Consider the following 12737-nt stretch of genomic DNA (forward strand, 5'->3'; position numbering starts at 1 on the left):
TAGGAGAGAGTATGTTTCGTTTAATTATACCGTGTTTGGTATTACTATTATCAGCATGTACCACCAGCAGAGTTGCTGATGATATAGAGCTTAGCCCTTCAAAAACAGTGGCACTAATGCCGCTTGTTAATCATGCTCAAACACCGCTTGCCGGTGAGCGTGCTGAAGATATTTTAGCCAGTATTTGGCAACAAAATAAATTACCAACTCTTATACGTGCACCTCGCGTAAACACCAAAGAGCTTCCACCGCTGGATGATCAATACCGTTTAGACAATGCTATGCAATGGTTAAGCACTCAACAAGCTGACTATGTACTAACAGGCAGCATTGAAGAGTGGCGCTACAAAGCAGGGCTTGATGGCGAACCTGTTGTTGCACTTACATTATCACTCACCGTAAATGGACAAACCACACCAGTTTGGACGGGTACTATTGCTAAAAGTGGCTGGGGCCGCGATAGCATTGCAGCAACAGCACAAGATGTGATTGCCGATTTAATTTCTTATATAGAGGTTAGTGAGTGAAAACACATTTCCTTAGACCAAGAGACGTTCCTGAGCTACAAATATGGGCTGAGGTATTTATATTTACCGCGCTTGCTTTAGGGCTGCCTGTATTATTTAACGCACAGGACCCATTTTGGACTGAGGGAGGGTTTTCGTGGCCTGTACTTGGCCCACTTTTAGTTTCTTTACGCTATGGCTTTTCAAAAGGCTTTATTAGTATTTTATGTTTGCTTGTTGGCCAACTTTTTTTACTTCAAGCAAATATTTTATCACCGCAAAGCGACTTCAATATTAACGCTATGATTGGCTACATTATTGTAATTATGATCACAGGCGAATTTAGGGATGTGTGGGAGCGTACTAATCAACAGCAAAGTATTCAGCTTGAGTACGTAACAGATCGTCTTGAAACATTTACTCGTCAGTATCATTTAATTAATTCATCTCACGATAGAATTGAGCAAATGCTAGCTGGCCATACGTTAAGTTTACGTGAATCACTACAAGCAGTAAGAACCTCTATCGGGCTATTAAAAGAAAGAAGACTTGATAGCGCAGCGCAAAAAATAATCGACTTGTTTGTTGAGTACGGTTCGCTAGAAAGAGCGGGGTTATATAAAGTTGAAAACGACAGTGTTTTAGAGCCACCACTTGCCTCTATAGGTAAAATGAGTCAAATAGCTAAAAACGATCCTCTTATATTAGCGATGATCGAAGAAAAAGAATTAGTATCGGTAAAAGACGAAAAAGCATCATCGGGTATAAGTAAATACCATATAGCAATCCCACTTATCGATGTAAACAATACTATTTACGGCGCTATTTTGGTTGAAAGAATACAATTTTTTGCACTTAAAAATACCACTCTTACACTACTTGCAGTTATGGCTGGGCATATTGGCGATCTACTGCGCCATGAAATAACAAACCCAGTAATGACTTATGAAGAGTATCCATACTTTATTCGCCAAGTTAAACGTGCGAATAAAGAAGCAAAACGATACAACATTCCATCGCAGCTACTAAAAATAAAAGCTAATAATATTACTGATAAATCCACTCAACTTATGAGTTATTTAAGTGAAGCACGCCGTGGTTTAGACATTTATTTGTACGATAATCAAAATCAGGTATTACTGCTATTGATGCCATTAGCTGATGAGCTTGAAAAAGCAGGGTTTATCGCCCGAATGAACACTTGGTGTAAAGAGCGCACTGGTAGCACTTTAGCTGAGCTTGATATTGTTATTGAGCAGCAACTTGCACTACCTATAAGCTCAGATGACATAAAGAGATTGGTTTCACTTTCATGATTATAATTATTGTAGCGGCTATATTAGGGTGTATTTGTCAGTACTTTGCACTAATAGAAGTACTGGAAACACCTGATTGGTTTTTAGCTATATTATTGCATGCTATCGCTAGCATCTTTTTTGCTATTGTTAGTTATGTTTTTATACCTAAAAAATACAAAACGACTCCTTATAGCTCTTTGCTACTCATGTTTTTATTATTGTTTACATTACCAGTACTTGGAATTATAGGTGTTGTAGTAGCGCTTACATTTGCTCTTTGTAAACCTCTCAAGAATGACGAGATAGAAATAGAGGAGCATAAAATACCTGAGCTTCCTTTTGAAGCCAGAGCAATATCAGCAAATCCAACCTATTCAATTGGTGGACTTAAAGCAATTTTGAAGCACGCTAATGAGCCAAATAAGCGTTTAAGTGCTGTAATGGCGGCTCGTCACATGAGTGACTCACAAGCTATTCCTATTTTAAAGCTAGCACTTAAAGATTTAGAAGATGATATTCGCTTGCTCGCCTACTCAACCCTTGATGGTAAAGAAACCAAACTTAACGAAAAAATCAGTTTGTATCAGCAAGAAATAGCAGTTACAACTAAGCAGCCAAAATTGAGTCATTTACAAAAACAGCTAGCCGAACTTTATTGGGAACTGAGCTATTTAGGCTTAGCACAAGGCGCACTGCGTAAATACGTTTTAGAAAAAGCAGAAGCACTTGCATTGCAAAGTATTGAGCACGTAAAAACACCTGCAACTTTTATATTTTTAGGGCGTATATCTTTAGCCTTAGACAAATACGAAATAGCCCATGAGTATCTACTTAAAGCAACTGAGTTTGGTATGGCAAGGCGCCATGTATTGCCTTATAAAGCCGAAGTTGCCTTTTGTATGAACAAGTTTGACGACTGTAAACGCTACTTAAAAGAACTCCCAGAACAACCTAAGGGCAGTGAATTACGTCATTTGCAGGAGTATTGGCATGAGTAATAAAAATGCAGACATTTTACTGCTTTTAGAAGGCACTTACCCTTATGTACGTGGTGGCGTATCTAGCTGGGTTCATCAAATAATTGAAGGGTTACCTCATTATAACTTTGAGCTTGTTTTTATAGGTGGAGCACCAGAGCATTATGGCGAGATTCAATATACTTTGCCTGAAAACGTTACCAAGCTGCATGTTCATTATTTAGTGGAAAATGACACTTCTGAAATAAAAGCCAAGCATGGCGTTAAATATAAAAAAGAACTCTTTGATTTTTGGCAGCAACTACAAAATTATTTTAGGGATTGTGATGAGCCCATCCCAACTGAGTTATTAAAGTTTGCATTTGAGACTTTGGCTAAAAAAGACGGTATTAACGAAGCCGACTTTTTATATAGTGAATCATCGTGGCAAGTACTCACCAATTACTATTCAACTTTTTGTGATGAATCCTCTTTTATTGACTTTTTTTGGTCATACCGCAATTTATATAAACCGCTATTTAAAATAGCCGAAATTGCACGCGGACTTCCAAAAGTTAAACTTATTCACTCAATATCTACTGGGTATGCTGGTATTTTAGGATCTGGTGCCAGTGCAATAAGCGATACTCCCTTTTTGTTGACCGAACATGGTATTTACACCAAAGAGAGAAAAATAGATCTTATTCAAGCCAGTTGGATTAAAGAGTCTGAGCAAAGCCTAGGTAAAAACTTAAATACCGAGATGGGCTTTATTCGCCGTATGTGGATCAGCTTTTTTGAGCAAATCGGCCGAACAACATACCAAGAAGCAGATAAGGTCATTTCGCTATACGACGGTAACAGGCAGCGCCAAATAAAAGATGGTGCAGCGCCAGAAAAAGCATTTGTTGTACCTAATGGCATTAAAACAGTACGCTTTATTGAAGCGCTTGATCAGCGTCCAAAACAGATACCACCGGTTGTTGGGTTAATTGGACGTGTAGTGCCTATAAAAGATATTAAAACCTTTATACGTGCGATTAAAGAGGCACAATCGATGCTGCCTGAAGTAGAAGGCTGGATCATCGGCCCTTATGAAGAAGACCCGCAATATTACAAAGAGTGTGAACTACTTGTAGGCAGTCTTGATTTACAAAGCAGTGTAAAGTTTTTAGGTATGCAAGATATTACCAAAATTTTGCCTAAGCTCGGAATTGTAGCTTTAACCTCGATTTCCGAAGCGCAGCCTTTAGTACTTTTAGAAGCAATGGCGGCCGGTGTGCCTGTACTTGCTAGTGATGTTGGCTCGTGCCGCGAAATAATCGAAGGCGGAACTGATGAAGATAAAGCATTAGGTAAAGCCGGTGAAGTTGTCTCAATTGCTTCTCCGAGCGAAACAGCACAACAAATATCAAACATGCTAACAAATGAGCAAGTTTGGCTTGAGTATCAAAAAAGTGGTTTAGACCGCGTACAAAAATTTTATGACGAGAGCCACATGTTTGCCCGTTACGATAAACTTTATAAGGATACAATGGCATGGCCGGAATAGGTTTTGAGATACGAAAAATTCTCAAAAAAAATACCCTGCTCTCAGTTTTTGAAGCATACGGCTACGCGGGCTTAATAGGCTCAGGCCCTTGGCTGCTCTCTATTGTAGCGTTAATGCTAATTGGTATTTTAAGTTTAGGCGTTGTATTACCTAAAGTACTTATTATTCAGTTTTTAACGCTTGTTACCTACATGATGGCAGCTTCACTTATTTTAACGGGTGGCTTGCAGTTATTATTAACTCGATTTATTGCAGATTTGTTTTTTCAAAAAGAAGAGGCAAAAGTACTCCCTAATTTACTTGGTGCGCAACTTATAACAACAATAGCCGCATTATTGGTGGGCTTGGCTGTATGGCCTATGCTCCCTATACCCGTTGTTACTAAGATTATAATTTTAGGTGCCTTTGTAAGCTTATGTAATCAGTGGCTTGGCGCTATTTTTCTATCGGGTATGAAAGAATACCGGTTGATTTTGATTACCATGCTAAGTGGTTATGCCTTTATGGTACTGCTTGCATATTTATTAAGAGACTGGCAGTTAGACGGCTTGTTTTTTGCGTTTTTTGCAGGCGAAGCTCTGCTCTTTTTTAGCTTTTTGTTTATGATTATTCGCCGCTACCCAGGTGAAAAACTTATAAGCTTTGACTTTTTAAGCAATAAAAAAGTGTATTACAGCCTATTCTTTTGTGGTCTGTTTTATAACATTGGTGTGTGGGCTGATAAAATCATTTTTTGGTATTCACCAAGCACATCAATTCAAATTATTGGCACGTTAAGAGCCAGCCCAATTTACGACTTGCCTATATTTTTAGCCTATTTGTCTATTATTCCCGGTATGGCAGTATTTTTAGTAAAAATGGAAACCGACTTTGTAGAAGAATACGACCGTTTTTACACAGCTATTCGAGAGGGTTCATCGTTAGAAGAGATTTACTATTTAAAAGATAATATGATCCAAACTGCACGTGCCGGTTTATACGATATATTTAAAATTCAAGGTATTACCGTAGCCTGCTTATTATTATGGGGCGAGCAAATACTTACCTTTATTGGTATTGATCCAAACTATAAAACGCTTTTATTTATTGATGTAGTTGGTGTGGGTGTACAAGTTATATTTTTGTCTATTTTAAATATTTTGTTTTATTTAGATAAACGCTCAACCGTCCTGTTTTTAGCGGGACTATTTTTGGTAATAAACGTTGTTTTAACTTTGCTATCAATCGCTTTTGGGCCGCAGTTTTATGGTTACGGCTTTGCTCTCTCAACTATTATTACCTCTGTTGTTGGCTTATTTTGGCTTTCTAAACAATTTGAAGATTTAGAATACGAAACGTTTATGCTGCAATAGCATAATATAAAGGCTGCTTATGCAGCCTTTATATTTAAAGCTTTTCGTACAAAATTAAAATAATTAATTATTGGAAAGCGGCTGATACACACCATGTTTATAGCTCATATAAGCGCCTCAGTTTAAAGCAAAAAAGACTAGCTCAGTAAAGGTATAAAATGGTTATAAAACAAAGGACTTATAAAAACCAAGCTACCTTGGCTTAGCTAATCTCTTGTACAATTAGACTTAGCTAGTTTAGCTTTATGCTAAATGAGGTAGCCGTTGCAATTACTTACTCACCCATCGCGCTTTAAAACCACGCGTATCAACATGTATAAATGCGCCTCTGTGCGACTTAGGCCCATAAATACCTAAACCACCTAGCAAACATTTAAATGATTCACGTCTAGCTAACGACTCCACTATATCGGCCATCGCTTTAGCGTCACCAATTGAATGCTTACCGTCATTATTTATATCATCCATACGGTAGTTGCCATCGTTATCTATAAAAATATCGGCAGCATCACCAAATACATGTCGGCTAAGTTTTACATTGCCAATTGATTTGTTGTAGTACGGAGTTCTATAACCGCTCATAACCACCATATTACTAACCGGCATACCTTCTAAAATCAGTTCTTTGCGTATTTTTTCTAGTTTAAGTAGTAATTTATTTTGTAAAAATAAATACTTTGGGTACTTACTTCGCTGCTTACTAACAAATTCCTTTAGTGAAAAGTGAGGTGATATTTTTACGTTTTCATTTTCAGGGGTTACCTTAACAAAGCCATCGGGCACTATGTAGTGTGAAGCGTCTTTAATCTGTGAAGGTTTAGGATAGTGCCCAATGTGGTAATACTTGAGCTTTCCTCCTTCAACATTGTCTGCCGGTACTTTTACAAATACGTTGATTTTCATACGCTGTTTTTTATCGGGCGACTCAATAATTACCGTTGTTAAACCAGGCTCTTTGGGTGCTTGCCATTGCCAGCGGTTGGTGTCTGTAAGCTTAGATTTCCCTTGAGTGTTAATTAGCGTGTAAGCATTTTTTGATTGCGCAAAAAGCACTTCAAACTCAACTTGTTCTTTGGGCATTACAAATACTGAAAACACCGAATATGGCATAACTATGTCGTTAATTTTTAGGCTAAATTCTGCATCTTCAAAGCTGGCTTTGTTTTTTATATCAACTACCTGATGCGCGGGCTTTATAGGCGCGGCAGCAAATACATGATTGCTAAATATAAGTGTGAATATGGCGATAGAAATATAATGAATAAATTGCATAAACCCTCTCATTATTTATTTTTTAATAAAGCGGCAATCACCGACTGTTCATCATTTTTGAATAGCGCTTTTTTATCGCGTTGATATATGTCATCTCTAAAGTTAACCAGCTTATTTTCGTCAACCCATGCAGTCCAATAAACTAAATGAATAGGAAGAGGCTCATCTAAATAAAACGTCTGAGTACTATTTTGAGCAAGTGCGCTGTCCATATTATTAAGTGTTTGCACTTCTCCTTCGTGCTTAATAATTTCACGCGCTAACGAAAAAGGCTTTTCTATTCTTATACAGCCATGAGATAAAGCTCGGTTTGCTTGGCTAAAACGGTGCTTTGCTGGTGTATCGTGAACATAAATTGCTTCGGCATTGGGGAATAAATACTTAACTTCCCCTAGGGGGTTTTCTTCACCAGCACGTTTTACTAAAAAGTGATCAAATTGGTACGGCTTAATAGAGTCCCAATCAATATTGCTTGGATTAACAGTTTGTGAGTCTAGGTAGCTGTTTTTTCTAATTTCAATATTATTTTTTACAAGATAGTCAGGGTCCTCGGCTACCTTTGGAGCAATTTCTTTGGTGGCAATTGAGGTGGGTATACGCCATTCAGGATTAACTACAAACTTTTCTATTTCGTCGCTAAATGCAGGTGTTTCCCAACTTGGTTTACCTACAATTACGTTATTTTTTAATTTTACATCGCCCGCTTTTACAAATCGTAAGCTGTATTCAGGAATATTTACATACACATACTGCTCATCACTTGCGCCTGCAAAGTTAGTTATTCTATAAAAGTTAAGTTTTAATTTATCGAGTTTTTGCTGTGCGGGCACATTAAGCGATGCAAAAGTACGCTTACCCACTCGGCCATCAACTTTTAAACCATGGCGGCTTTGAAATTGCTTAACAGCTTGCTCTATATCTTTATCAAACGTGCATATAGCTTCGTCGCAAACGTTAATTTTTAAGTCACGCTCTTGGTATAAACGCTGTGCAAGTAAGCTCACTTGTTTATTATTACTGCCTAGTTCAAGCAATTCATCGTTATATAAGTGTGTAAAACCACCTTTGTTAACTATTTCTTGATACCAATTAATGGCTTTTTCTGTACGTTCAATTAACTGCGCTGAATATTGGTCAAAGTAGTAGGTGTCATCTGCTTGCACGTACTTTTGTGAGTTGTAAGTAGTTAGTGAAGAGTTAGCGAGTACCACACTTTCAAGCTCATTGGCAGCGAGTGTTGGTGCTGAGCATAAGCCGCTCATGCCAATAAACAATGCAGTTTTTAAAGTAAAACCCTTTGCTTTAGTAAGCGCTTGATTTGAAAATGACCCCTTCACTGTGTACCTCCTCGCTAAATATCGTTGATAAATGCTTATGTACTTACCACTAAGTAGTACACTGGAGGTGCAACGGTAATGCCAAATTAAAGTTTCAAAATAAACAATTGAAATTTAATGACTTTTTAAAAATCTTATTCTAAACGTTAATAAATTAAACTAGAGAATATGTAATTACTATGCTCAAGTGTGTAAAGTTGCTATGGCAATTAATCTTTTAAAAAAGCTAAAAAACCACGTTCATAACGACTCAAGTACTTTGTTTTTCGTGGTAATGAAAGAGACTCTCTCCACGCAGTTTGAGTATCTTCATCTTCTTTACACAGCGTAATTAAATCGGGATGCACATAAGATTTGCGTGCTATAGCGGGAGTATTACCAAGTTGCTCAGATACGCTATCAAGCATGTTTTTTAAACTAAGCGCCCCTTTAGCTTTAGCTAATTGTTTGAATGCAATAACGCTTGCTCGCCAAGTTCTAAAGTGTTTTGCACTAAACTCCTCGCCCATTATTTGCTGAATGTATTGGTTTATTTCACTTGATGTAACATTTGTGCGCTCACCTTCATTTATATACTGAAATAAATGCTGCCCGGGTAAATCTTGTAAGTCTTTTATAACATGGCTAAGCACCCTGTCGGTTATATTTACTTCACGTTCTTTACCTGATTTGGCACGATATTTTAGCTGAATATTTTTGCCCGTGAGTTTTGCATGGCGTGTTCGTAATGTTGTCGCACCAAAACTTTTATTTTGCTTTACGTTACGCTCGTTACCTACCCTCAGCGCACCTAAATCCATAAGTCTTACAACTGCTGCTAAAGTGCGTTCAATATTAAGCTCATCGCCTTGTAAGTCTGTTTCTAAACGCGCTCTTAACAAAGGGAGTTTATTACCAAATACTCCACATGCTTGGTATTTTTTTGCTTCTTGTTGCGCCCTAAATTCAGGATGGTAACGGTATTGCTTTCGCCCCTTACTATCAAATCCTGTCGCTAAAATATGCCCGTTTTCTTCTGGGCAAAACCAAGCGTTTTTATAGGCAGGCGGAAATGCCAATCCATTCAAACGATCAATCACATTTTGCTCTTTTATTTGCTTACCGATTGGATCAAAGTAAAGCCAACTTTTATGTTTAAGTTTACGAGTGATCCCTGGTAAATTATCGTCTACATAAATTAGCTTCATTAACCCTCCAGTTATATTTAAGCATGCGTCGGAATATAAAATGTATCACTTTAAAATAACCTTAAACTGAACAAGATTATTGATATATAATAAAAAACCAACAACAATTATAAATACTTAATATATATTAATAATTCTATTTAGGTTTTCGTAAAAGTAGGTCGAACTTACGCGCCAGCAACAAGTCTATTACGATTAAACTCGATGCACTTAGCGCTAAAAAAGCTACTTGAGATAGATTTATTATCCTAAGTTCAGATTAATTACACTTTGTCCCCTGCAATTGGGGTGCTGTTTAAATGGAGAATTCAATGGCTTTTGATTATGGATCGATTGATCTTGGACTAAAAAACCCCTTCAAACTGGAAGGTAAAGTAACAGCATTAAGAGGACTCATTGAGTCTATAGCAGGTATTAGTTTACTTGTTATTGCTGCGGGCTCTGTGAAAGAAGATACAACCGCAGGTTGGATTTTAATGGTGTTTGGCATGCTTATTTTAGCATTCGGCATTCGCTCACTATCTGCAGGTATTTATGCAACACTTAAATACTTTGTAGGTAGAAACCACCCAACTTCACTTGCTTATAACTACAGTAAATCGCAAGCATCAACCGCTCAAGAAGAACAAAAAGAAGTAGCCTACACAGCGCAATCACTTGAAGAAATGCTGGTTGGTCGTAAAAACAGTACATTTAAAGAGCCTAATGGTTTTTTATCACGCTTACTTCACAGCTTAATCCCTAAGCTATTGTTTCTACCATATCCTATTCGAAATGTTGCCCAGCGATTATTTGGCTCATGGGTAAGCACCTTTGTCGCCCTTATTGCTTATGGCCTTGTTGCATTTGTATCTTTGTCGGGCTTTACCGGTGAAGCTGGGGAATTAGCATTTCCGGTTTATAGTGCAATATTAATGTTTTACGTACTTTTTTCTTGGCGCTCTACAGGTAAACCTATCTCTCGAAATGCAGAAAAGAATATTGAAGCACTTGGTACTGGTGCGCTTGCTAAAATTATTTCTTTATCTTTTATTTTACCCATCGCTATTGGTCTTTCTATGTCATGGTTGATGAAAGAGCAGCACATTAGTAAACAAGAAATAGATAGCTGGCTTGAGCAACTGCCTAGTCTTCATGCTGGAATATACTTAATTGCAATTATTATATTAGCAACTCTAAGCTGTGCGCTTGCTTTTATCATGATTAAAGCGCGTTTAAATTCAGTTACCCCTGCAGCTGAAGTATCTGAACTACGTGAAAACTGGCAAGAGTCTGTTCATCCAGACGAGATTTTCATAAACCTCGATAACCTAGTAATGGCTAATCGCCGTTATAAAGAAGTACCTAACAGAGTTTACAGAGAATTAGACCCTAAGCTTCAAGAACAAATAGAAGGTAAAGGCGGTTTTAAAGGTGAAATGATCCAAGAGATTCAGCCTAAACTGCACTCAATGGACTTAGGTAAAAACTTTACACTCGCGAGATTACTTGCTTTGGTGAGCGGTAACTTACTTTATATTGTAGCGTTAGCATTTACTGTACTTTTAGCGTATTCGTTTATTAATATTTACCATTACATTGATGCGGCAAATATTAATAGTTTTAAACAGGCATTTAATAACCAACATGTCATTCAATTTAGTGAGCTATTAATGACAAGCTTTCACTTATTGCTAATAGGCGTACTTATTAAAGCATTTGCGCAGTTACTTGCAAACACAGCGCATCTATTTTTTGCAGAAATGCAATTTGAGTCACTGCTTGTGTACTTTAAATGTGAAGGCACTTTTACTGAGTCTAAAATATCAACAGGTACTGGTATTCACGATAGCACCCGCTCAGAAAATACTTTAGTACGCAGTAGCATAACGCCTTGGATTATTGTTTCTCGTGTTATCTCTACTACGTTTGCTGCAACAGGTATGAAAAACCTTGAACATCCTCGCCACATTATGGAAATGCATAAAGACGAAGGACAATTACAAGCAATCAAAAAAGACGTTATTTCATTCTTAAAAGACCGCGAATCTATCGCCTCAATCACCAGTGAGCGTGATTTAGGTAATGCGTCACAAATACATCAACTAAACCAACAAACGCGCGCTATACCTACTCAGCAAGCAATAGCGAAAGATGATGAAGAAGCTGCCGGGTATTTAAGACAAGAAGAAAACTTATCTCCCGAGCCCAAGGGTTAATTAACCTCAAACCTAGATAACTTTTATTAATGCCACCTTGTTAACTTAGGTGGCATTTTTTTTAACCTCTATTCAATACTTTTTAACTTTATTACCTCTTTTGCACTCAACAACATGATTAATATTGGATTAGTTCACAAAGCCCTTGCTTTATGTGCCAAAACACAAATAATGAAAGGATTAATTACAGGGTAAGAATGAGGACAATGAGCTATATACTAACCACCCAATGTGCTGATGATGTAGGCTTAATAGCTAAAATTACAGGGCTTTGCCATAAAAATAATTTAAACATTACGCGTAACAACGAATTTGTAGATAAAGACGCGCAGCGATTTTTTATGCGTACAGAGCTTACAGGCGAGCCACAAAGCGACTTTTTAGATCAACTACGCGCACTGTTGCCACAAGGCGCTAAACTTGCGCTACATTGCGGCGAAAAAACTAAAGTAGTTTTACTGGCAACTAAAGAAGCTCATTGTTTAGGTGGTATGCTGTTAAAGCAATTTGAACAAACTCTTAATATTGAAGTACTCGCTGTAATTGCTAACTATGCTGATTTAGAGCCGCTAGCTAAAGGGTTTGGTGTGCCATTTCATCTTGTATCGCACGAAGGGTTAACCCGTAGCGAACATGATAAAAAGGTAGGCGATTTAATTGCCAGTTACAATCCTGACATTATTGGTCTTGCTAAATACATGCGTATTTTAAGTCCTGAATTTGTGGGTCGATTTGAAGGTAAAATAATTAATATTCATCACTCATTTTTGCCTGCATTTATAGGTGCTAAACCTTATCATCAAGCATTTGAGCGCGGCGTAAAAATTATTGGTGCTACCGCTCACTTTGTTAATAATGAGCTTGATGAAGGTCCTATTATTTTGCAAGATGTAACCAGCGTTACACATGCTAATACCGCCGAAATGATGGCTAAAATGGGCAAAGATGTTGAAAAAACAGTGTTTTGTAAAGCACTTCAACTTGCCTCAGAGCATAAGCTATTTATTAATGGTAATAAAACCGTGGTGTTTTCTTAGCATTAATCCAACTGCTTAATTATTCTACATATAAAAAATGCC

Annotated in this window: 10 protein-coding genes; 7 read left to right on the top strand and 3 right to left on the bottom strand. The window is 37.4% G+C overall.

The genetic code is table 11. The annotated features are described in order from the left end of the window. The first annotated feature begins 11 nt into the window (after positions 1-11). From H5090_RS03765 to pelG, 5 genes are read left to right on the top strand one after another with little or no spacing between them, the layout of a single operon-like run. On the top strand, positions 12-527 hold the full coding sequence (locus H5090_RS03765; protein WP_024597301.1) for a hypothetical protein: 516 nt from the start codon (positions 12-14) through the stop codon (positions 525-527). Then, positions 524-1822, top strand: coding sequence for a PelD GGDEF domain-containing protein (locus tag H5090_RS03770; protein ID WP_182695069.1), 1299 nt, complete (start codon positions 524-526; stop codon positions 1820-1822). The genes H5090_RS03765 and H5090_RS03770 overlap by 4 nt, the downstream gene beginning before the upstream one ends. Further along, positions 1819-2802, top strand: a complete 984-nt coding sequence (locus H5090_RS03775) for a hypothetical protein (protein WP_024597303.1) — start codon at positions 1819-1821, stop codon at positions 2800-2802. The genes H5090_RS03770 and H5090_RS03775 overlap by 4 nt, the downstream gene beginning before the upstream one ends. Continuing rightward, complete coding sequence (pelF, locus tag H5090_RS03780; protein WP_182695070.1) at positions 2795-4312, top strand: GT4 family glycosyltransferase PelF; 1518 nt, start codon at positions 2795-2797, stop codon at positions 4310-4312. Before H5090_RS03775 ends, pelF begins: the two co-directional genes overlap by 8 nt. After that, complete coding sequence (gene pelG, locus H5090_RS03785; RefSeq protein ID WP_182695071.1) at positions 4300-5664, top strand: exopolysaccharide Pel transporter PelG; 1365 nt, start codon at positions 4300-4302, stop codon at positions 5662-5664. The genes pelF and pelG overlap by 13 nt, the downstream gene beginning before the upstream one ends. Before the next feature lie 270 nt (positions 5665-5934). On the opposite strand, the gene H5090_RS03790 is transcribed toward pelG, so the two are convergent. The 3 genes from H5090_RS03790 to H5090_RS03800 form a co-directional block, all read right to left on the bottom strand. Then, positions 5935-6936 (bottom strand): D-Ala-D-Ala carboxypeptidase family metallohydrolase, encoded by a 1002-nt coding sequence (locus tag H5090_RS03790; protein WP_182695072.1) that lies wholly within the window; start codon positions 6934-6936, stop codon positions 5935-5937. Positions 6937-6947: 11 nt separating this feature from the next. Then, positions 6948-8273, bottom strand: a complete 1326-nt coding sequence (locus tag H5090_RS03795; RefSeq protein ID WP_182695073.1) for a murein L,D-transpeptidase — start codon at positions 8271-8273, stop codon at positions 6948-6950. Positions 8274-8482: 209 nt separating this feature from the next. Continuing rightward, positions 8483-9460, bottom strand: coding sequence for a DNA topoisomerase IB (locus H5090_RS03800; RefSeq protein ID WP_024597308.1), 978 nt, complete (start codon positions 9458-9460; stop codon positions 8483-8485). Between the two features lie 311 nt (positions 9461-9771). Between H5090_RS03800 and H5090_RS03805 the strand changes: the two genes are divergently transcribed. Both H5090_RS03805 and purU read left to right on the top strand, forming a co-directional pair. Continuing rightward, positions 9772-11658 (top strand): hypothetical protein, encoded by a 1887-nt coding sequence (locus H5090_RS03805; protein ID WP_182695074.1) that lies wholly within the window; start codon positions 9772-9774, stop codon positions 11656-11658. Between the two features lie 206 nt (positions 11659-11864). After that, positions 11865-12695 carry a formyltetrahydrofolate deformylase gene (purU, locus tag H5090_RS03810; RefSeq protein ID WP_182695075.1) on the top strand — a complete coding sequence of 277 codons (831 nt, stop codon included), beginning with the start codon at positions 11865-11867 and terminating at the stop codon, positions 12693-12695. Positions 12696-12737: the final 42 nt, after the last annotated feature.

Origin of the sequence: Pseudoalteromonas sp. SR43-5 (genome assembly GCF_014163835.1) — a bacterium.
GTDB lineage: Bacteria > Pseudomonadota > Gammaproteobacteria > Enterobacterales > Alteromonadaceae > Pseudoalteromonas > Pseudoalteromonas distincta.

Excerpts from the sequence above, each read along its gene's own strand:
- H5090_RS03765 (WP_024597301.1), top strand. The coding sequence starts at position 12 with ATGTTTCGTTTAATTATACCGTGTTTGGTATTACTATTATCAGCATGT.
- H5090_RS03775 (WP_024597303.1), top strand. The coding sequence starts at position 1,819 with ATGATTATAATTATTGTAGCGGCTATATTAGGGTGTATTTGTCAGTAC.
- pelF (WP_182695070.1), top strand. The coding sequence starts at position 2,795 with ATGAGTAATAAAAATGCAGACATTTTACTGCTTTTAGAAGGCACTTAC.
- pelG (WP_182695071.1), top strand. The coding sequence starts at position 4,300 with ATGGCCGGAATAGGTTTTGAGATACGAAAAATTCTCAAAAAAAATACC.
- H5090_RS03790 (WP_182695072.1), bottom strand. The coding sequence starts at position 6,936 with ATGCAATTTATTCATTATATTTCTATCGCCATATTCACACTTATATTT.
- H5090_RS03800 (WP_024597308.1), bottom strand. The coding sequence starts at position 9,460 with ATGAAGCTAATTTATGTAGACGATAATTTACCAGGGATCACTCGTAAA.
- H5090_RS03805 (WP_182695074.1), top strand. The coding sequence starts at position 9,772 with ATGGCTTTTGATTATGGATCGATTGATCTTGGACTAAAAAACCCCTTC.
- purU (WP_182695075.1), top strand. The coding sequence starts at position 11,865 with ATGAGCTATATACTAACCACCCAATGTGCTGATGATGTAGGCTTAATA.